This is a genomic window from Paraflavitalea speifideaquila, from assembly GCF_032395985.1.
GTDB classification, from domain to species: Bacteria; Bacteroidota; Bacteroidia; order Chitinophagales; family Chitinophagaceae; genus Paraflavitalea; species Paraflavitalea speifideaquila.
Genome location: NZ_CP135920.1, coordinates 2,412,085 through 2,432,901, shown reverse-complemented (window position 1 = coordinate 2,432,901; position 20,817 = coordinate 2,412,085). Strand labels below are relative to the sequence as shown.

General features: G+C 47.7%; 18 protein-coding genes and 2 pseudogenes. 9 read left to right on the top strand and 11 right to left on the bottom strand.

The window, feature by feature from the left end:
* Positions 1-6: 6 nt before the first annotated feature.
* The 8 genes and pseudogenes from RS881_RS16775 to RS881_RS16730 all read left to right on the top strand — a co-directional run bounded on the left by RS881_RS16775 (position 7) and on the right by RS881_RS16730 (position 6,933).
* Positions 7-423 carry a hypothetical protein gene (locus RS881_RS16775; protein ID WP_315822126.1) on the top strand — a complete coding sequence of 139 codons (417 nt, stop codon included), beginning with the start codon at positions 7-9 and terminating at the stop codon, positions 421-423.
* 38 nt (positions 424-461) lie between these two features.
* Entirely contained in the window at positions 462-1,214 is a 753-nt protein-coding gene (locus RS881_RS16770) for a SusD/RagB family nutrient-binding outer membrane lipoprotein (protein WP_315822125.1), read from the top strand.
* 79 nt (positions 1,215-1,293) lie between these two features.
* Positions 1,294-2,039: pseudogene (locus RS881_RS16765) on the top strand (SusD/RagB family nutrient-binding outer membrane lipoprotein).
* 115 nt (positions 2,040-2,154) lie between these two features.
* The gene (locus RS881_RS16755; protein WP_315822123.1) at positions 2,155-3,129 is read left to right on the top strand and encodes a TonB-dependent receptor plug domain-containing protein; all 975 of its coding nucleotides are present in this window, start codon (positions 2,155-2,157) and stop codon (positions 3,127-3,129) included.
* A complete protein-coding gene (locus RS881_RS16750; protein ID WP_315822122.1) occupies positions 3,051-4,355 on the top strand; it encodes a SusC/RagA family TonB-linked outer membrane protein in 1,305 nt (434 codons plus the stop codon). Before RS881_RS16755 ends, RS881_RS16750 begins: the two co-directional genes overlap by 79 nt.
* Positions 4,331-5,293 carry a SusC/RagA family TonB-linked outer membrane protein gene (locus RS881_RS16745; RefSeq protein WP_315822121.1) on the top strand — a complete coding sequence of 321 codons (963 nt, stop codon included), beginning with the start codon at positions 4,331-4,333 and terminating at the stop codon, positions 5,291-5,293. The genes RS881_RS16750 and RS881_RS16745 overlap by 25 nt, the downstream gene beginning before the upstream one ends.
* Before the next feature lie 31 nt (positions 5,294-5,324).
* Positions 5,325-6,130 (top strand): annotated as a pseudogene (locus tag RS881_RS16740) (SusD/RagB family nutrient-binding outer membrane lipoprotein).
* On the top strand, positions 6,127-6,933 hold the full coding sequence (locus tag RS881_RS16730; protein ID WP_315822119.1) for a SusD/RagB family nutrient-binding outer membrane lipoprotein: 807 nt from the start codon (positions 6,127-6,129) through the stop codon (positions 6,931-6,933). The pseudogene RS881_RS16740 and the gene RS881_RS16730 overlap by 4 nt, the downstream one beginning before the upstream one ends.
* Positions 6,934-7,191: 258 nt before the next feature.
* Here RS881_RS16730 and RS881_RS16725 read toward each other — a convergent pair whose 3' ends face one another.
* The gene (locus tag RS881_RS16725; protein WP_315822118.1) at positions 7,192-7,539 is read right to left on the bottom strand and encodes an MBL fold metallo-hydrolase; all 348 of its coding nucleotides are present in this window, start codon (positions 7,537-7,539) and stop codon (positions 7,192-7,194) included.
* Between the two features lie 72 nt (positions 7,540-7,611).
* Complete coding sequence (locus RS881_RS16720) at positions 7,612-8,466, bottom strand: helix-turn-helix domain-containing protein (RefSeq protein WP_315822117.1); 855 nt, start codon at positions 8,464-8,466, stop codon at positions 7,612-7,614.
* A gap of 520 nt (positions 8,467-8,986) precedes the next feature.
* On the opposite strand from RS881_RS16720, the gene RS881_RS16715 reads away from it, so the two are divergent.
* The gene (locus RS881_RS16715; RefSeq protein WP_315822116.1) at positions 8,987-9,535 is read left to right on the top strand and encodes a hypothetical protein; all 549 of its coding nucleotides are present in this window, start codon (positions 8,987-8,989) and stop codon (positions 9,533-9,535) included.
* A 3-nt stretch (positions 9,536-9,538) separates the two neighbouring features.
* Here the strand turns inward: RS881_RS16715 and RS881_RS16710 are convergent, their stop codons facing one another.
* The 9 genes from RS881_RS16710 to RS881_RS16670 all read right to left on the bottom strand — a co-directional run bounded on the left by RS881_RS16710 (position 9,539) and on the right by RS881_RS16670 (position 20,771).
* Positions 9,539-10,102 carry a hypothetical protein gene (locus RS881_RS16710; RefSeq protein WP_315822115.1) on the bottom strand — a complete coding sequence of 188 codons (564 nt, stop codon included), beginning with the start codon at positions 10,100-10,102 and terminating at the stop codon, positions 9,539-9,541.
* Positions 10,103-10,131: 29 nt separating this feature from the next.
* Positions 10,132-11,652 (bottom strand): sodium:solute symporter family protein, encoded by a 1,521-nt coding sequence (locus tag RS881_RS16705; protein WP_315822114.1) that lies wholly within the window; start codon positions 11,650-11,652, stop codon positions 10,132-10,134.
* Positions 11,610-11,867 (bottom strand): hypothetical protein, encoded by a 258-nt coding sequence (locus tag RS881_RS16700; RefSeq protein ID WP_315822113.1) that lies wholly within the window; start codon positions 11,865-11,867, stop codon positions 11,610-11,612. The genes RS881_RS16705 and RS881_RS16700 overlap by 43 nt, the downstream gene beginning before the upstream one ends.
* A 105-nt stretch (positions 11,868-11,972) precedes the next feature.
* On the bottom strand, positions 11,973-12,170 hold the full coding sequence (locus RS881_RS16695) for a hypothetical protein (protein ID WP_315822112.1): 198 nt from the start codon (positions 12,168-12,170) through the stop codon (positions 11,973-11,975).
* Positions 12,171-14,624, bottom strand: coding sequence for a PIG-L family deacetylase (locus tag RS881_RS16690; RefSeq protein WP_315822111.1), 2,454 nt, complete (start codon positions 14,622-14,624; stop codon positions 12,171-12,173).
* A 340-nt stretch (positions 14,625-14,964) separates the two neighbouring features.
* On the bottom strand, positions 14,965-16,956 hold the full coding sequence (locus RS881_RS16685) for a M14 family zinc carboxypeptidase (RefSeq protein WP_315822110.1): 1,992 nt from the start codon (positions 16,954-16,956) through the stop codon (positions 14,965-14,967).
* 8 nt (positions 16,957-16,964) lie between these two features.
* Complete coding sequence (locus RS881_RS16680) at positions 16,965-17,309, bottom strand: hypothetical protein (RefSeq protein ID WP_315822109.1); 345 nt, start codon at positions 17,307-17,309, stop codon at positions 16,965-16,967.
* Between the two features lie 385 nt (positions 17,310-17,694).
* Complete coding sequence (locus tag RS881_RS16675) at positions 17,695-19,773, bottom strand: TonB-dependent receptor plug domain-containing protein (protein WP_315822108.1); 2,079 nt, start codon at positions 19,771-19,773, stop codon at positions 17,695-17,697.
* Positions 19,713-20,771 (bottom strand): TonB-dependent receptor, encoded by a 1,059-nt coding sequence (locus tag RS881_RS16670; protein WP_315822107.1) that lies wholly within the window; start codon positions 20,769-20,771, stop codon positions 19,713-19,715. The genes RS881_RS16675 and RS881_RS16670 overlap by 61 nt, the downstream gene beginning before the upstream one ends.
* Positions 20,772-20,817 lie beyond the last annotated feature (46 nt).

Genomic DNA, 20,817 nt, shown 5'->3' with positions numbered 1-20,817 from the left:
TTTCTGGTGGATGGTCGTTTTGGCGGCAAGGTCATGAGCGTAACACAGGCTGTACTGGACTGGTATGGCGTCAGTGAAACAACAGCCTGGGCACGAGACAAAGGCGGGGTGGTGATCAACGCCGTGAACGAAGATGGAAGTTCCTTCCCTGGCAAAATGGATGCTCAGGCTTATTACACCGGTACGGGCAGCAGGGCCGGTATCGGAGAAATGTACATGTACAATGCCACCAATATCCGCCTGCGGGAGCTAAGCCTCAGCTATCGCATACCCCTGCGATGGAAGTGGTTGAGAAATATGCGTGCCGGCATTATTGGCAGAAATCTTTTCTTTTTCAACTACATGCTCCTTTTGACCCGGAATTGTCTATGGGCTCGGGTAATGGCCTGCAGGGTGTGGATGTATTCGGATTACCACAGGTAAGGAGTATGGGTATCAATCTTCGGTTGGGATTATAAAATGTGATCCATGAAAAAAGCAATATCATACCATGGCTGGTTTTCACGGCAATACTGCTGGGAAGCGCCTGTACGAAGAATTTTGAAAAACTGAACACCAATCCCAATAACGAAACGGAGGAAGAGTTGAGCGTGGGTTACCGGCTGATGGGTGAGCCCTTATTGCAGGCACAGCTCAATTTGCTCATTTATAATGATCCTCCTACAGCACAGTTGCAACAAAATTTGAACGCCGATATTTTCGGCGGCTATACGATGACGCCCACTCCCTTTGAAGGCAACAACAATAATTCCAACTATGGACTTATCTTTTATTGGAACAATCATCCCTGGAATGTAACCTATAGTAATGTCATGAAGTCCTCTGTGTTTGCGCAAGAGAAAGCCAGGAACAAATACCCCGATTTCTATGCATGGGCTCAGATCCTGAAAGTGGAGGGCATGCATCGCCTGGCAGATATTTACGGCCCCATCATATATAGTCACTATGGCCGGCCGAATCCTGACCAGAGTGTGGATTATGACACACAGCAGGAAGTGTATTACCAATTCTTCCAGGATCTCGACCACGCCATCCGTATCCTGACAGATTATGTAAACAGCCAGGCTGAACAGCGTTTCAAGTCATTTGACCTTGTATACAAAGGCAATTATACCCGATGGATCAGGTTTGCCAACTCCTTGCGTTTAAGACTGGCCATCCGCATTTCGGGTGTGGACAAGCAAAAGGCCCAATTGGAAGGGAAGCCGCCTTAAATCATCCGATAGGGCTTTTAAGAGACCAGGAGGATATTTTTCAGTGGATATATCGCCGGTTAGCCATCCACTGAACATCATGTGTTATACCTGGGCTGACCTTCGGATGAGCGCTCCCATGGAATCAATGCTGTCAGGCTACCAGGATCCCCGCCTCTCTGCCTACTTTGTACCCGTGAATGGCATCGATCAATATCATGGGATCCGCCAGGGCATCAAGATCATTTCCAAGGAGCAATACGCTGGATTTTCGCAGATCGCCCGGCTCGATAAGCGGATTACCTTCATGACGGTGGCCGAAGCCTGGTTGCTAAAAGCCGAAGCCGCCCTGCAAGGTTGGCGGGGAGCCGGTAATGCCGCCCAAAATTACAACAATGGCATCACTGCTTCCTTTCAGCAATATGGACTTCCCAACGTAAACGACTACCTACAAAACAGCACGCTAAAAGCCAAACCTTATACCGATCCCCGCAACTTTGAAAACAATATACCAGCAGGAAGTCCGTATTTGAGCACCATCACCATCAAATGGGAGGAGGCTGCTTCCCCGAAGCAAAACTGGAACGCATCATTACCCAAAAATGGATCGCCATGTTCCCAGAGGGGCAGGAAGCCTGGAGCGAGTTCCGCCGTACGGGTTATCCGAAACTGTTTCCGGTAGTGATCAATAACAGCGGAGGCACCATATCGAAAGAGAAGTTCATTCGCCGGCTCCCCTTTCCCCAAATAGAATATATTACCAATCCCAAAGCAGTGGAAAAAGCGAAAGCCTTCCTCCCTGGCCCAGACACTGGTGGAACCCCGTTATGGTGGGACCTGAGATAAACCTCAAAAAAACTAGCGCAGACATAGTACTTCCCTTCTACTCATACGACATCTTCCCTGCCGCCAGGTAACCTGACGGGGTAGAAAAACCATTATTAACCAATAAAGGGCAAGTATGAAAATCAACCAACGCCTTATAAAAATGTGTGCTGTAACAGGAATAGCATTCATTTCTATAACGGCACAACATGCTTATGCGAATTTTGCCGGTCCTTATTCGCCAGAAGGCATCACTTTTCAGGACAAAGAAATAACCGGTACTGTACGTGATAAGAAAGGAACTCCATTACAAGGTGTATCCGTACAGGTAAAAGGAACTGCCAGGGGTACGCAAACCAATGCCGATGGAGTATACAGGATCAATGCCACAGAAGGCGATATACTGATCTTCAGCTCGGTCAACTTTACGAACAAAGAGCAACGCGTTGGGAGCAGCGCCACGCTGAACCTTGCACTGGAAGATGACATTAAAGGTTTGAATGAAGTAGTGGTAACAGCGCTGGGTATACAACGGAAGGCGAAAGACCTGACCTATTCAACCCAACAGGTAAAAGGCTCCGATCTGTCTATTGTAAAAGAAACGAATGTCATCAATTCGCTTTCCGGCCGGGTAGCAGGTTTGCAGATCAACAGAAGCGCTTCTGGTGTGGGCGGTTCTGCCCGGGTGGTGCTTCGCGGTCAAAAATCGATCCGTGAAAACCAGCCGCTGTATGTAATTGATGGTATTCCTATTGTGAACTTCACGGCTGCACAGCCCAGTGATCTGTGGGGACAATCAGGTGGCCCTAATTCCAACTCAACCGGCCGGGATGGTGGCGACATTCTTAGCACCATTAACCCCGATGATATTGAAAGTATGAACGTATTAAAAGGTGCTTCTGCTTCTGCCCTCTATGGCAGCCAGGCAGCCAACGGTGTAATCATTATCACCACCAAAAAGGAAGATCAGGACAAACCAGGATCAGCTTTTCATCTGACCTCACCCTCGACCGGGCTGCCTACCGCCCTGAATTGCAATACAATTACAAACAATCCGGACCAGGCACGCTTTATAGCTGGGGAGATAAAGGCAGCAGCCCGGATCATGTGAAAGATTTCTTTCGTACGGGCACCACTTTCATCAATGCCCTCAATATTTCCGGAGGAAATGATAAAGCACAAACCTATTTCTCCTACTCCAACACGACCAATAAAGGAGTTGTACCAACTACCCGATACAATCAACATACCCTCAACTTCCGGGAAACCGCGAAATTGCTGGGCGATAAACTGACGGTGGACGCCAACGTATTGATGACCACACAAAACGCCCACAACCGCCCAACATCAGGATTGTACTATAATGCACTCACCGGTTTGTACCTGTTCCCCAGGGGGCTTGATTTCAACCAGTTTAAAAATAATTTCGAATACTTCTCTCCTACACGTAACGTATTCCTGCAGGACTGGTGGATCCAGAATCATGATAAAAACCTGCCTGGACAGGACTCGCAACAGAACCCTTACTGGATACTGAACAGGAATGTGACCGAAAATAAAAGAGATAACCTGATCGCTTCGCTTTCATTCCGGTATGCCATTAACGATTGGTTAAGTGTGCAGGCCCGGGGTAACGCAAACAAGGCATGGGACAAATACGAACAGAAAGCGCATGCAGGTACACAAGGTACGCTTGCAGATGCGAACGGACGTTATACCTATGATTACATGACCAGCACCCAGTTCTACGGCGATCTGCTGGTAGTAGGCAACACCAAACTGACTGACAAGGTTGGTTTCAGCTTCACCACAGGGACCAGCATCACCGACCTGAGACAGGACCGCAATTTTGCAGATTCAAAAGATGCCGACCTGGCTTTTGCCAATCAGTTCCATATCGGTAATATTAACCTGAACCCGGCTGCTAAAATTTACAATACAGGTGTTAAAAGACAATTACAATCTATATTCGGTACGGTAGGTTTTAACCTGGACGAAAAGGTGTTTCTCGACCTTACAGCTCGTAACGACTGGTCTTCCACACTCGCTTTCACACCCGATATGAAAAAGGGTTTCCTGTATTATTCAGCAGGATTGAATACCATCCTGAGCGATCTGGTTAAACTACCTGCATTCATTGACTACTCCAAGATCCGAATTTCGTATGCCAAGGTAGGTAACGATGTACAACCTTACGCCACCTTACCTGTCAACAGCGTACGTTCGGGTCAGCTCACTTCCAATACTTCCGGTCCTTATCTGGACAAAGTACTGAAGCCAGAGATGACTACTTCCATAGAGATCGGCACAGAGTGGCGCTTTTTAACAACCGGCTGAGCTTCGATATCACCTGGTACAACTCACACACCAAAGATCAGTACTTCGATTTCCCCATATCTGCGGGGTATCTTTATCCCAATGCGTATTTGAATGCCGGTGATGTACAAAATACCGGTATCGAAGCCACTATCGGCTATCAGGTTATCAAACAGCAGGACCTAAACTGGCAAACTACCGTCAACTTTACCCACAACAGGAATAAGTTGATAGAACTGGCCCCTCAACTGAAAGGTGACTATACCATCACCCCCAAAGGAGACAATGTAAACAGCTATGCGCTTAAACTACATCAGGGAAGTTCTTATGGGGATATCTATGGCGTTAAATTCAAACGTGCCGACGATGGTTCTATCCTGGTGAATGACAATGGAAGGCCCATTGCACAATCAGGCGCTATGCAATTCCTGGGCAACCCTACACCCAAATTCCTGCTGGGCTGGATGAACACGGTTACCTGGAAACAATTTACGCTGAATGTGCTGATAGACGGCCGGTTCGGCGGTAAGGTCATGAGTATTACACAAGCTATGCTGGACGAATACGGAGTTTCCAAATCCACTGCTGATGCGCGTGATGGAGGTGGTGTGGACATTGCAGCCACCAAGGCGAGCGGAGGTAAATTTACCGGCAAGATCCCTGCTGATATCTTCTTTGGCACCGTCGGCGGCCGCGCAGGTATCACAGAGTACTATATGTACGATGCCACCAATGTCCGCTTGCGTGAGTTGGCCATTGGGTACGCTATTCCAGTAAAGGCTGGCCTCATCAAAGACCTGAAGATTGGCCTTGTAGGCCGCAACCTTTTCTTCTTCACTAAAAAAGCGCCCTATGACCCCGAGCTTAGTATGAGTACTGGCAATGGAGTACAAGGTGTGGATGTATTTGGCTTACCAGCTACCCGCAGTTTCGGCATCAACCTGAAATGCACGCTCTAATTACCTACAGAACAACCTAAAAAAATGTGTTATGAATTACTATAAAGCATTTAAGAGAACGGGCTGCACCATACTCATTACCGCAGTCCTCGGCCTCAGTGGTTGTACGAAGAACTTTGAATCGTACAATAAAGATTCTTACGGATCAACCGATAAAGACCTGGAAGCTGATTTTGCCATTGTAGCAGCGCAATTGCAACAGGCGCAACGCAGCATTTACCTGTATCAGCCGGTGCCTACCTTTCAATTGCAGCAAAACCTGCTGGGAGATGTATTCAGCGGCTATATGATGCCTCCCACACCCTTTGGAGGCAATATCAATAATACCAATTACAACCTCATTGATGGCTGGATCACGGCCTCGTGGACTACGGCCTATTACAATGTAATGAACCCCTGTATAAAAGCGGGTATCTTCTCTAAGGAGAAATTCCCGGAAACCTATGCATTGGCCAAGATCCTGCAGGTAGAAGGCATGCATCGCGTGAGTGATATTTACGGGCCCATCATCTACACCAAATACAATCAGCCCAATGCGGAAGGAGGGATTGACTTTGACAGCCAGCAGGATGTCTACAATGCCTTTTTGCCGATCTGAAAGAAGCCATTGCGATTCTGACGCCTATCAGGAACAATGCAGCCAGTATATTATTTACCAAATCCGATCTTGTATATGGCGGTAAGTATGCACAATGGCTGAAGCTGGCCAATAGCTTACGGCTCCGGTTGGCCATCCGCATCTCCAATGTCGATGCGGCCAAATCAAAAGAAGAAGGGGAAGCCGCCCTCGCCAATGTAGGTGGCCTGCTGGAAGTACCGGGGACAATTTCAATGTGAACATCGGTTCCACTACCCATCCGCTGAATACGATCAACGCCTCCTGGGGCGATATCCGCATGGGTGCGCCGGTAGAATCCATTATGGGCGGTTACAATGATCCGCGCCTGGATAAATATTTCCTCAAAGCCACAGATCCCGCAGTAGCAGGCACCTTCAAAGGGATCCGCAATGGTATCAATATAGATGCCAAGGCCCGCTATCTCGACTATTCGTCCCTGGCGCCATTAGACAGTTACATTCAATTAATGACGGCTGCCGAAGTATGGTTCCTGAGAGCGGAAGCGGCCGTACGCGGCTGGACTGGAGGCGGTGATGCTGGTACCAATTACAACAATGGTATCCGGCAGTCGTTTGTACAGCACAAAGTGGAAGGCACTGCGGATGCTTACATCAATAACGCTACCGCCAAACCTAAGCCGTATATCGACCCCAAGGCCATCACTCCTGGTCAGAACGATGTAACCACGGGCCCCAATCTTAGCACCATTACCATCAAATGGGATAATGCAGCTATCCGGGAAATCAAGATGGAACGTATCCTAACCCAAAAATGGATCGCTATGTATCCCGAGGGGCAGGAGGCATGGTCGGAGTTTCGCCGTACAGGTTATCCCAAATTATTTCCGGTTGTTATCAATAACAGCAACGGTACCATCAGCACAACCGATTTCATCCGCCGGGCAGTATATCCAGGTACTGAATATGCTGTCAATGGCAAGGCAATTGAAAAAGCCATTACTACTTTCCAAACTCCCAAAGACCTGGGTGGTACCCGCCTTTGGTGGGATGTGCCGAGATAATTATATAAGTGGCAAGGTGAGTCACCCTGCCGGGCTGCTATGCCGGGCAGTCCCGCAGAATTGCGGGAGCCCACCTTTAAAGATCTTTTTCCTTTAACAGGTTGAAACTGCCCCCTAAAGTGTCAAACTTTTTGGGGGCACTTCACCGTTCATTTTCCAACCTATTTGAAAGAGGTGACACCTTTCGCCTGCCACGCAAGGGAAAGGTGTCACCTCTTCCATTTATACGCCAGGAAACGGGGGTTGCCACTGTAGAAGTTATCGTACTCTTCTTTGGATACATGTAGTTCCATAGCCGGAAAATCGGCCACCCCCAATATGGTCACAGTCAAGATGTGTAATTACACAATGCTTTACGTCTTCCGGCCGAAACCCCAGTTGTTCAATTTGCCTATGGGCCGTAAGCTGCTCATCAAACTTAAATCCTGCCTTCTCTATCATTTGCGTGCCCAGGCGCCCTTCCGGGTCGCGAGTATCCAGCAGACCAATGCCCGCCTCTATCAGGGTGAGCCCTTGTTTATCTTCCAGCAGGAGACAGTGTCCAATGGCTTTGGCACCCATGGGCGAATCGATGTCTACACAGTTGAGGTGATATATGTTTTTCATACTTACCCGTTTTAATAGCAGGTAGTACAAAACTAGCAGGCGCTCAGCAGGCAAAATAGAACGGTAGCGACATTATTGGGGACAGATCAGCAGGCGGGTAGACAGCAGGAAGGGCTGGCCGGTTTCCGGCAAGGCTGTCATGCTCTCTACCTGCACAGGCTTTTGTTGTTGCAGAAAATCTTTGGGCGTATAACCGGAGAACAATTTGAACTCACGGATGAAATGTGATTGATCGGCAAAGCCAAGCTCATAGCCTATATCAGATAGTTTGCTGAATGATTGATGGTTGATAGCTTGCAAGGCATGCTGAAACTTTAGAATACGGATATAGGTTTCAGGAGAAACACCCAGGTGTTGCTGAAACCTGCGTTGGTATTGCCGCTGCGACAGGTTGTACCTGACAGGCAGGTCTTTGGCATGAACAGTTGCAATTTGCCTGGCTATTTCCTGTACACTGTGTGCCATGATGGCATCTTCCTTTTGGTTGCGGATAAGGTTTTGCCATAGGCAATTGCTCAACAGCTTTGTTATTTGTAGAGGGGCAGGCGTATTCAATAGTTGTTCAGTAATACCAAAGCCAGGCAGTTGGTCCAGCTCGATGGCGGTATTGGTAACTTCACTGGCATCCACCCGGAAAAGCTCTTTCCATACGTGCTGCCGAAAGTGTATGCCAAAACACGAAGTACCTGCTTCCATAGTGTTGATGCCTGGCGCCGTAGCTTGTCCATAAGCGAATGCTACGGGCAACCTGTATCTCTCCTGCCAGGTAATACCGGAATGTCCTTGCTTGTGCTGGAAGATGAGCCCCGGAGCGCCATCGGGCAGTATCTTAAAGTTTTGCTGATGTGTAGAAGGACCGGCATACCAAAAGCTCCTGACATACTTGTTCAGGTGTGGTGGTGGCGGTATGATGGCGATGCCTTGCAAGACTGCAAGGTAGTCAATCCTGGTCCAGATCGCATGAAGTGTTGCTGGCCTTATAATCTGACATCACATCTTTTAAAATAGCTACAAATAAATGGTATACAATTCATTGCAGGTCATCGAAGTAAAGGTAAAACCCGCCTGATCCCTGTTTAAACCATATACCAAGTGCGCTTTAACCTGCAAGGATAACACAAGGTTGACACAGGGTTGGGGCCAGGATTCCAGGGGTGTCGCAAAAAAGCTCACCAAGGGGTCTGAATCGTATTTCCTTCGGGTCTTGTTCGGGTCATGTTCGGGTCATGTTCGGGTCATGTTCGGGTCATGTTCGGGATTCGCTTAGGGTTTCTTCGGTAAATCCCGAAGAAACCTCGAAGAAAACCACACCAAGGTACGGTCTTGGTAATATCCAGACACAAACAAGACCCGGATAAAACCCCTTGTTTGAAGGGAATAATCAATAATAGTTATTGATTTTTTATTGAAAAATGTTCTTTCTGCATCTATATAGTAAATATGTTTCATGGCCAGGTTCAATTGCATACCACCTGTTACGGGCACCATCGGCCCTGTGTGCATCTACCAGATGTATGGGAAGTATTTCCTGCGCACCCGCAGCTCTCTAACAGGTCAGCGGGTGAAGAAGGACCCGGCTTTTCGTAAAACGATGCAATATGCGGCCCTGCTGGGCAAGGCATCTCGCATTGCATCAACAGTGTATGCAGCATTGTCTGCTCATAAGAAACAGCATGCTTTGTACCGAAAACTCACGGGAGAAGCGATGACCTGGCTCAAATATGAATGGGCAGCAACCGACATCATCGACTACCTGCTCAAACAATATGGTGAGCCCGATATTAAGCTGAAGCGGGAGCCGGCAGCAGTGCAATTGCGTACCTCTTACCGCCGTAAAACACAGCGTTTAAAAGACCGCAAGGGCCGGCCAATAAAACCCATCAAGGAGAAGAAACCATCGCTGGCCTTGTATATGTACCAGCTAAACGAACGCGCCTTCCGACGGCGATACAATGAGGGCATTACTACCTACACCTGGGCCGAATCAATGACGTAACACTTACAGGTATTTCAACCTCCTGTTTTTACATCCCCAATCAAAATAATAATGGGAAGGATTTTTCTTGTCGATATACAAGCCTACTTGCCCTTCGTCGATATGCATTTTCAATGCGACATCCGATTGTAGTGTTGGCTGACTGATGAACTTATACGTTTGCCCTCTATACTTCTTTTGAAAAACAATATAAGTCTGGAGAATTGCTACTGTTTTATGGTTCCGGTCCTGAGCCAATACACCATCCCACATTTCAACTCTGCCGGGCATATCGTCATTAACAATTTCCTGCTGCCAGGAGCGGCTCTTCACTTCACAATTATCCAGGGTTATTTTTATATTCTCTCCTGTTTTTTGCAATTGCTCAATTTGCAACAACCTACTCAGGTGACTATCTGATGTTCCCAATAAACTGCGTTTTGCCATCAAATAAATACCTGCTCCTACTACACAAAGACTCAATACAAGACACAATGCCTGCGGTATCCAAGTTACTGAATAACTTAGGCTAAAAGCTACGCCCATCATACCAAGGGCCACTACAATATAACCGGGATTCTTAAACATAGATAAGTGTGTAAATGTACAGGCTCCTATTAACTACCCGTTTCATTAGACGGCACTTTCCGCGCCGGACAGAAAGGTTGCAAGGCCAGGCTGAACAAAACTACGGCAACGGCGCCTATTACATTCAACCATAAGAAAGAAACGATCTTCATGTAATACACGGAAATCACGATCACCTCGGCAATGGCAGCACCGGCAAAAACAGCATGCCCTCCTACCCGCTTTAGCCAGAATGCCACGAGGAAGATACCCAGGATAGGACCATAGAATAAAGAACCCAGGATATTCACCGCTTCAATCAGGCTATTGCCCAGGTTATAAGCAAACTGGGCCATGATAATACAAATGACTCCCCAGATGAAGGTATACCGCCGGGACCATTTGTATTCCTGCAATGGGGTGATGGGTCGCTTGGAAAGACGCATATGGTAGTCCACCATGGTACAGGAGGCCAGGGAGTTCAACGCCGGTGCAATGCTGCCCCAGGCGGCCAGGAATATAATGGCTATGATGAGCCCCACCAATCCATTGGGCAGGGTATCGCCCACAAAACGAAGGAAGATATAATTGGTATCATTGCCATCACTACCGGGATTGGCTTTGCGTATAATGGCTTTCACGGAATCGCGCTGGTGTTTGGCAGCTACTTCATGCAATTGTAACTCTTCCCGGTATTGATCGATGGCTTGTTTGTTATCTGTTTTGATGGCAGCAGCCAGGTTGGTGAGGGTGCCCCGTTTTTCTTCCTGCAATTGTTGGTACTGCTTTTCTGCAGCCATATATTCACCGGCATATTTGCCGGACTTTGCCTGCTCTTCTTCGGCCAGGTTAAAATAAGCGGGCGTTTTATTAAATTGATAAAAAGAGAAAATGAATATCCCTATCAATAGGATGCCAAATTGCAAAGGCACTTTTACAGCGCCATTGAGCAGCAATCCCAGTTTACTTTCACCATCGCTGCGTGCCGACAAATAACGGCCTACCTGGCTTTGATCGGTACCAAAATAACTTAGTGTCAGGAAAAAGCCGCCAATCAATCCACTCCAGATATTGAAACGGTCTTTCCAGTCGAAGCCTTGTTCTGTAAAGCCGGAAGTGATCACATTGAGTTTACCCGATTTGCCGCTGATGTGCAGGGCCTCATTAATACCAATGCCGTCGGGCAACATTTTAATAGCCCACCAGGCAGCGGCAAACATGGCGGCATAAATAATAATAAACTGCAACTGTTGGGTATAAGCTACGGCTTTGGCGCCGCCACTGGTGGTATACAGCAGCAGCAGGCCGCCCATGAAAAGGTTGGTAATGGTAAGGTCCCAACCCAACATGCTGTGCAGTACCAAGGCCGGTGCAATGATGCTGATGCCGGTGGACAAACTACGCGACAGCATAAACAGCAAAGAGGTCAGTAACCTTGTTTTTACATCAAATCGTTGTTCCAGGTATTCATAAGCTGTATATACTTTCAGCTTGCGGAAAATAGGTACAAAAGCTATACAAACTACTATCATGGCCAGTGGCAGGCCAAAATAGTATTGTACAAAACGCATCCCATCGGTATAGGCCTGCCCCGGAGCCGATAAAAAGTAACAGCACTGGCCTGGGTGCCCATGATGCTAAGCATCACCACCCACCAGGGTGTTTGCCGGTCGTTGAGGAAATACCCATCCAGGCCTTTTGACGCACGGCTTTTATATACTCCATAGAGTATAATGCACAGCAAAGTTGCGCCCAGTACGATCCAGTCTAACCGGGAAAAGTTCATGCGTAATGTTTGGTAAACAAATAAAACAATAGGATCAGCAAGGCCAGGAAGCCAATAACAAGCCAGTACCAATGGCTCCACTTCCTGAATACAGGTACTTTTTCGTTAGGAGATGCAGACATATTGTTTGTCAATCGTTGTATTATCGTTTTTCTTCGACCAGATCATCAGGAACATCAGTCCCAATATGGCGCCGATGGCAAACCCGATGGTGGCTTTCTTGATCAGCTTACCAATTATCAAGCCCACTACTATCGCTACAACCAGGGCAATCTGGCCCTTGGCTCTGGAAGGTGCACTCATTTAAAATCCTTTCTTTTTATTCAAAGCTATGATATTCGCCAGCAAGCGGTAAGCACCCGGAATACCAGCAGGCAGTTCCCGGAAAAATACCAGCCCGGTATATACAAACTTCCCTTTCCCATAATCAGCTACCACCAGGCTATTGTTCAAGGGCTGCTCACCAGGATCGGCCATTGACAAGATGGACTTAAATGCCGGATCCAATTGTTCGGGGAAATAGATACCCCGCTCTTGTATCCAACCATCGAAATCCTTTTCGGTGATCTTATTGGGATAGTTCAATACCGCATGCCCGGGCAATAAGAAGCTTACTTTGGCTTTCTCATCGGTAATACGGTTACGGGAAATGGTGAAAGGATAAGGCCCGATACGGCTCTTCACCGAACTAATAAAGTTATTGGTATTGTATTGCACAATGAAATTGCCGCCGTTCTTCACATAGTCCATGAGGATACCATATTTGGCAAAGAGGAAGTCGTGCACGTTATAAGCACGTACGCCTGTTATAACAGCATCCATTTGTTTTAATACAGCTGGCGTGATATCCTTTTCCTTTAACAACACAACTTCATATCCCATTTGCTCCAATGCTGCAGGCACTTTATCACCAGCACCTTCAATATAGCCAATGCGTTTACCTACAGTTTGGAGGTCTATGTTCAATACCTTCACTGCATCCTGGTAAAAATAATGGATGGGAGGAATATGATCGTATTGGATGCTGGTCATATTGAGCCAGGCGGGTTGTTCTTCTTTGCCGTTCTTCAATTCTACGTAGGCCTGCAGATTATCCTGCTCAAGCCCTTTCAGCATACCGCTGTTGATGGTAAAATAATACGGTTTGCTTAAACCTTTAACGATGGAGAAACTGGTATCGGTGACTACCGAATTATCATTCTTGAGTCGTTTGGACACTTTAGCAGTATAGTGATCAAATGTTTTATTGGCTGTTACCTTTAGTACAATATCCTGGGCGGCTTTTTCATTTTTACGGAAGATCACGATACCGGGTTCGGTGCTAACTGTGGCCGAGGGCGTCACTACCAACGGGCGGTACAACTCGCCTTTAACAGGGTCGGTGAATTTATACTGTACAGGCCGTACAAAGGTGAAGGGGGTGCCTTCGATACTCACCTCAAAGCTGGCCAGGTAAGAAGGAATGCTTTCCGGGCGGCCTATGAAGTTTTGTTCGTTGACGTTGAAGGAACCTTCGCTCATTTTATGTTCCAGCCAGTACGGTTGAGTAACCGGTTTGGTAGTAAACACATAAATGGGGCGTATGATCACCGTATTGGTATTGATCGCTAAAGGCTTATTGAAAGTAGAATCAAATACATCGAGTGAAAAACGTATTAGTTGTGCATTAGCACCCAGGCGGTTATTAATGGCGGCATTTACCCGCATGGTATCACCCTGTACTACAAACTCCGAAGTGGATGTTACATCCATCCACAAGCCACTGCAACGTTCTACCAACTGCTGTACTTCCTGCAGTTTTTGTGTACGCCAATAACTTCCGGGCAGGTTGCGAATAGCTGCATACAGGTTTACGAGGGCGGGTACCGAACGTTCGGGATGGAGTAAGGAATAAGCATTCAGTACTTCGTCGATCTTTGTTTCTATGGCAGCGCCATTTTCTATTTTGGACCAGGAAGCATTGACATCATCCATAATATCGCTCCTGGCAGCTTCGCCTTCTACAGGGGTAAAATACTCCCAGGCAGTTCCCCTGCCGGCCGGTACACCAAATCCCTGGCTTTTGTGCTGGCTTCTGCTCTCGGCGGCTATTTCACCATAACCCTTGCCCAATACACCATTGTAGCCGCCTACATCTATTTTCAACTGATCGTTGGAAGTAGTATTGGTGCCACCAAAGTTGAAGGTATTCCACATGATGCGTTTTACTTTCCAGGGCTTCACACCTTGTTTCAATTGCTCGGGGAAAGCAGCAGGATCAGCCGCCAGGCGGAATGCCTCATGGGCCAATACAGCGGAGCCGGAGTGATGGCCATGCCCTGCCCGGGCATCTTCGGGGAAACGGGTAATGATGACATCGGGCTGAAAGCGGCGGATCACCCAAACCACATCTGACAAGATCTTTTCTTTACCCCAGGTAGCTAATGCTTCGTCTGTACTCTTGCTAAATCCAAAATCAAATGCACGGGAGAAAAATTGTTCGGCCCCATCAATACGGCGGGCAGCCAACAGTTCCTGTGTACGTATCAGTCCCAGGTCAATACCCTGCTCATCACCTATGAGATTTTGTCCACCATCGCCACGGGTCAATGAAAGATAACCGGTACGATACAGGCGGTCTTTCGACAGGTAGGCCAGTAAACGGGTATTCTCATCATCGGGGTGTGCAGCTATATAAAGTACCGAACCCAATACTTTCAGCTTTTTGATCTGCAAATAAATATCTGCTGCAGAATAAGCCGGTGGGGTTTGGGCCACCAGGTTGAACGTATTCAGTAAGAGCAGTATTGAAAAAGACTACGTTTTGGGTAAAAAATTCTCATCATGGAACTGATAGGTTTTACAACGATGTGCCAAAGTAAGCAAAAGCGGGGCAGTATACTGCCCCGTTGGTATAATTTTAACGATTCGGAAAGAAGATACTATTACTGTCCTACCAGGAATACCGCATTACAGAACAACAGTTTACCATTTTCCCAGAAGTTCCTGAACAGCGGGTTATCGGCCATATACACCACAGATCCCCGGCCATATTCCTGTACCCCGAATAAGACGCCATCTTTCAGCTTTTCTTTCAGGCGGGCGCCTACAAATCCGGCTACCTGGTTGTTTTTTTGATCACCCCTACATTCCAGCTGCCATCTTTAAAAAACTCATAGATATTATCATCCTGCTTGAGGGTGTAATACACACTATCATAACCAAAGGCCAGGGGATGTGAGTTGTCGAGCTCTACTTTAAAGATGGAACCGGGATTAAAGCCGGGAATAAAATCACGCTCCCTGTTCTCATAGCGTTTCAACATGCTGTAATCATCCTTCTTGTCGTCCTTTTTATCGTCTTTCTTATCTTCCTTTTGCTTAATGCCCCATTCGGCACGTGCCAGTTGCGCCACCGCATTTTCCAGGGCTATCAGTTTGCCCCCGTTGCTGACCCATTCTTTCAGGTTATCGTTCATGCCTTTATCGCCAAACAAGCGATAATTGCCATCTGGCAAGATCAATACATCTGTTTCCTTTAATACATTTCCATTCAGGTCGTTGGACCATACGATATTGAGGGGATAACCCAGTTCCTTATCAAAGAAGTGCCATACTTCGCCCATGCCCAGGGAAGATACCCCCTCCCCTGCCAGCAGGGTGATGCGGGGCGCCCGCATGATACGCACCTTGCCCGATCCCAGGTCGAAGCCTTTGTCTACATACCCTGAATTAAGGGAATAGCAGTGCACATCGGCTTTACCAGCGGCATCCAATACGATGCTGTGCAGCGATTCGCCCAGGCCGGCATTGCTGGTACGCGCAATAAGTAAGGTACCCCGCTCAAACTGCTCGCCATTGGCGCTAAAAGGCTCTTCGGCAAAACGCACTTTCACTTTCTTCTTCAGCAATTCTGCCAGGAAACGTACGCTGCTGATGCCATTCCAACGTACAGCATAAGCCAGGCTGGCTTTGCCTTGGGGTGGCATAGCAATAGAAAGTTCTTTGGTAGTAGCCGTTACATACGCATTGAGGCCATAGGTAGTAAGGCCATATACATAGGGCATTGACCAGGCCGTGATATCATACGTGGCCGAGTCGGATAATTTAGAAGTTCTTTCAAACAATACATCTACCAGGTTGGCATTGGGTTGATTGGCATTGATCACCACATCGCGCTGTACTGTTTTAAAGCTTTCACTTTTACCGGTAAAATAATTGAGACCTGTATACGAGGCGGCATTGACATAGGCCCAATCAATACCATTCCGGTCGAGTAGTTTCTTTAAACGGGTAAGTTTATCACCAGCATCGGCTTTGATGATATAGGCTTTAAATTCACCGGGCGGGCTGGTGCGGGCTTTATCGTAATACTTTTTGTACTCCTGTACCAGTTTACCAGCATTTTGTGAGCTTACTTCAATAGTAGCCATACCAGTAGTAAAGTGATGGTACAGGCGGTCCCACAAGGCAAGGGTATCACCATCTTCATTGATCACCGCAGCGCCACCACGGCTATGGCCGCCCTGCTCATAGGTCATACCGATGGCTCCTTTATAAATGGGATAGGTATCGCCATAGCTGGGATAAAACAGGTCAAAGCGTTCTTTGGTAAAGAACAGCCAGCCATTCTCATCAAAGTATTTCGCATTGTTCTTACCAATTTGTACCTGGAACTCACGCTGCCAATTGGTGATCACTTCATGAAAAGGTTCGGCCGCAGGTGCAAAATAATAGGGCTCATTGTATCCCTGCTCATGGTAATCTACATGGATCTGTGGCAGCCATTGGTTGTATTTGGCAAGTCTTTGATGTGACTCTACCTGTGTTTGCCAGGCCCAATCGCGGTTCAGGTCAAAATTGTAGTGATTGGATCTACCTCCGGGCCAGGGTTCGCTGTGCTCGCGGGTAAAGGGTTGTGGATTGGGATTGATGCCCACCACACTGTTGAACCAATTTACATAGCGGTCGCGGCCATCGGGATTGATACAGGGATCAATCACAATGACGGTATTCTTCAACCATTCTTTGGTTTTGGTATTGGATGGATTGATGAGCTCATACAGGGTGAGCATCGCTGCTTCGGAGGAGGAGGTTTCATTGCCATGCACATTATAACTTAACCATACGATGGCTGGCCCTTTTCATCAGGCGCTGCTTTATCGTTGGTCATGCCTGCCAGGCGCAGGTTATTGAGCCTGATCTGCTCCAGGCGCGAGAGGTTGTCGGGTAAGGCAATATAGGCCACCAATAAGGGGCGGCCTTCATTGGTACGGCCATATTCTTCCAGCTTCACCATATTGGAAGCGGTAGCGGCTATTTCTTTAAAATAATTGACGACATTGAAATGAGGGGTGTAGCGGGAACCAAGCTTGTATCCCAGGAACTGTTCGGGCGATTTAACCTGGGTATAACCAATCATTGTAGCGGATACTAAGAGCCATAAGGCCAGGACTTTCTTCATGATATATCGGTATAAGCCATGAAAATAAGGAAATTCAGTTTAGAATACAGGATCCAGAATACAGAATTCAGAAGGAATACAGGATGGATGGCTGGCTGAAAGGTTGATAGGTTGTGAAGTTGAAATGTTGACAGGTTGACAAGGAAACAGCCATTGACGATTGCCGGCTGCGGATTCAATTTTGTTTAGTCAGGCTTTTCGCACTCTTAAGGTGAATCACTCTGCCGCCCGGCTACTGTAGCGCTGCAGCGTGGCCCAACTTTTTAACTGGCAAAAGCTTTCTTAACTAAATAACCTTGATTGCCGGCTGCGGATTCACAAAAAGGCATCCCCGTGCGGGATGCCCCTGAGATTTCTCATGTGACTGTATAGCGAATACTAAGCTCTACTTCCTGGGAAGTGCATTTTTGATGGTCTTGCTCAACTCAAACACATCAATACCGATCCTGGCAAACAGGTACCGGCCATTAAATCCAAACTGGTTGGCGGTAAACAAGAAACGGCCCCTGTTGGAAGCATCCCGCGATGCATTGTAGCCACCTACGGTTTTATTGGCGCCGGTAGTAACCGGTGTGGCATAATAGGCGGAAGGATCATTCCGGGGATCGATGAAGATCCTGTCGGGATAGATATCAAACACATTATTAGCACCGGCGGTAAGGCTGATGCCTTTGGTTACTTTATAGGTCACCACCAGGTCGGTAGTCCATTTGGCCTTAAAGGATTGATCGGTACCAATGGCTACATCATTAAAATAGGCGCCTGTGACGGGATTGGTAGAAACGGGGTCGATATTGTGTACGTATTCCACTTTGCCAAACCGAACGGTACGTGCCATGAAATTCCACTTGGGCAGGTCATAGCTAAAAGTGATATTGATCTTACTCTTGGGTTGTGCAACTTCTATGCGCGAACGTTGCTGGCGGTCGAACAAGCCCGTGCTAAGGTCATTGGCCGGGTTGGCGGCAGGATTGCTCCAACTGGGATTTACCTTGGGATCATCGACTACTGAATTGGTATTCAACCCACCCACCACTTTGTTTTCATTGAAGTTGGCAGCTACTGATAAATTGGCATTGCCCTTCCCTAATTTAAACCTTTCTGTAACCACGATATCAATACCCTTGGTTTCAGTATTAATGGCATTGGTCCAAAATTGGAGGGCATTTACAGAAGCAGGTACATTGTTTTTCTTCATGATAGAATCAACAATGGTATTGCTGCGGGCAAACTGGGTTGACAATACGATGCGGTCATCGATCTTGATGAAATAAGCATCCACGGTAAAGGTGAGGTGATTGCCTACGGTACCCACCACACCAGCGGAAAAGCTGGTAGAAGTTTCAGGCTTCAGTTCCTTGATACCAAAAGCATCACGTACAACAGGATTATAGTTATTGGCAGTTAATGCCTGTAAGGGCAATCCACCCACAAACTGGGTAGAGGTGTTTTGAAAATAACGCTGGTGCAGGGAAGGGGCGCGGAAACCGGTACTTACCGAAGCACGTACGGCCAGGTACCTGTTGATATTGTAACGACCGGTGATCTTACCGCTCAGGTTATCATAATTGGCGCCAAATTCTTTATAGGTTTCATAACGCGCAGCTGCACCCAGGATAAATTTTTCACCCTGCAACTCACCATCTGCATAGAGGGCAAATACATCACGATGGGCTGTGGTGGAATCGGACGGACGGAAGCCCGGAAATACTTGTGCACCTGGCACTGCAGGGCCACCAGCAGGGGTATATACCAGGGAGGTACCGGGATAATTAGGCACTGGCTCGGGCTGGAATCTTCTTCCGTTTACAGAAGTATCCATCCATGAATTGAGTTCACCGGGACGGATGAGGTAACGCTCATACCGGTATTCTCCACCAAATGCAAAGTTGATGGTTTTCTTTGCTCCAATATCGAACAGCCTGTTCACATCCAGGTTCAGGGTGTTTTGCAGGAAGGATAATTTACCGGCATAAAATTCAGTTTGTACCTGGTCACTGGCGGGCAGGGAGGCATTGCCGGTGTTCTTAATATCATACCGGATGGTATTGCGGCCCAGGGTATTGCTCACATCGAGATCCCAGTTGCCCAGGTCGGCTTTAATGCCCGCAATCAGGGAGTAATCGTTGATCTTGGTATGTATCTGTGGCAGGAACCCATCATAATAGTAACGTTGTCCGTTGGCCAGTACAGGCTGTTGGCTCCAGGAATTGGGGTTGCGGCTAAAACCGCTGGCAGCGCCTGTTCGATGGGATCCTCCTACTGTGAAATAAGCTTCTACTTTATCGCTGATGGGGAAACCGGCATTGAGGAAGGCACCCAGGTTATTGGCTGAGGAATTACCGGCTACAATATTGCGACGGTCGTATTTGCGTTCGGCAGCAAAAGCCTTGTCTTTATCGATCAGCCAGCGGTAATAGTCTGTAGGATGCACGCCCGGCGGTACTGCCGAAGTAGGAGGCAATGATCCGGCATTGCCATAGTAGAGGAGGGGGATATTGTCCAGTCCGCTGCGGTTACTGCCATCTCTTTTAAGCCATTGGCCGCTGAGGTTAATATAGGCGCCTTTTTGTTGGCATGCCCCAGGCTGAAATCGATCTGCCGGTTCAAGCCGTCATTGATATTCACCCCACCTGCATAAGGCATGGAAGTAATGTTTTCGCCGGCTTGTCCGGATATATTGAAACCCGTGTAGTTTTTCTTCAGTACTACATTGATCACGCCGGCAATGGCATCGGAACCATATTGGGCAGCAGCGCCATCGCGCAATACTTCAATACGTTCGATAGCAGCGGCGGGAATGGCATTGAGGTCGGTACCTACCGATCCACGACCTACGGTACCATTGATGTTTACCAGTGCGGTGGTATGCCTGCGTTTGCCATTGACCAGCACCAGTGTTTGATCGGGCCCCAGGCCGCGTAAGCCTGCCGGGTCAATATGGTCGGTACCATCCGAAATGGTTTGACGGGCCGATTGGAAGGAAGGAGCGGCATAAGTAAGCATTTGGGACAGGTCGGCCTGGGCAAATTGTTTTATTTCCCGTGTACTGATCACATCCACGGGCACGGCCGTAGTGAGTTTACTACGGGGCTGCCGGGAGCGGGAACCGATGACGACTACGCTGCCCAGGTCGGCAATTACTTTCAAGGTGGCATCCTGCTGTACCGTGCCGCCAGCTGCCACTACTACCTGGAAGCGTTGTGTTTCCTGGCCTACAAAACTTATTAAGAGGGTATACGTACCAGAAGGGACCCGTAGGGAATAACTGCCCGAAGCATCGCTAAGTGTTCCGCCTTTTTGCCCTTCAATAGCAATAGAAGCGCCACTTAACAAATTGCCGCTGGCATCTTTAATAATTCCACGAATGGTACCGGTAGTTTGTGCGAAGGTTGACAGGAAGGTGAGTAACAGGAATGTAAGAACACTCACCCCACGAATTGGGTAGATAGATTTTCTCATAATCTGGAGTCCGGTTTGTTTTGGTTAAATGCGGCCCCATGGCCAT

Excerpts from the sequence above, each read along its gene's own strand:
- RS881_RS16695 (WP_315822112.1), bottom strand. The coding sequence starts at position 12,170 with ATGAGTGCACCTTCCAGAGCCAAGGGCCAGATTGCCCTGGTTGTAGCG.
- RS881_RS16710 (WP_315822115.1), bottom strand. The coding sequence starts at position 10,102 with ATGTTTAAGAATCCCGGTTATATTGTAGTGGCCCTTGGTATGATGGGC.
- RS881_RS16715 (WP_315822116.1), top strand. The coding sequence starts at position 8,987 with ATGGCCAGGTTCAATTGCATACCACCTGTTACGGGCACCATCGGCCCT.
- RS881_RS16680 (WP_315822109.1), bottom strand. The coding sequence starts at position 17,309 with ATGAAGAAAGTCCTGGCCTTATGGCTCTTAGTATCCGCTACAATGATT.
- RS881_RS16705 (WP_315822114.1), bottom strand. The coding sequence starts at position 11,652 with ATGCGTTTTGTACAATACTATTTTGGCCTGCCACTGGCCATGATAGTA.
- RS881_RS16755 (WP_315822123.1), top strand. The coding sequence starts at position 2,155 with ATGAAAATCAACCAACGCCTTATAAAAATGTGTGCTGTAACAGGAATA.
- RS881_RS16700 (WP_315822113.1), bottom strand. The coding sequence starts at position 11,867 with ATGAACTTTTCCCGGTTAGACTGGATCGTACTGGGCGCAACTTTGCTG.
- RS881_RS16670 (WP_315822107.1), bottom strand. The coding sequence starts at position 20,771 with ATGAGAAAATCTATCTACCCAATTCGTGGGGTGAGTGTTCTTACATTC.
- RS881_RS16725 (WP_315822118.1), bottom strand. The coding sequence starts at position 7,539 with ATGAAAAACATATATCACCTCAACTGTGTAGACATCGATTCGCCCATG.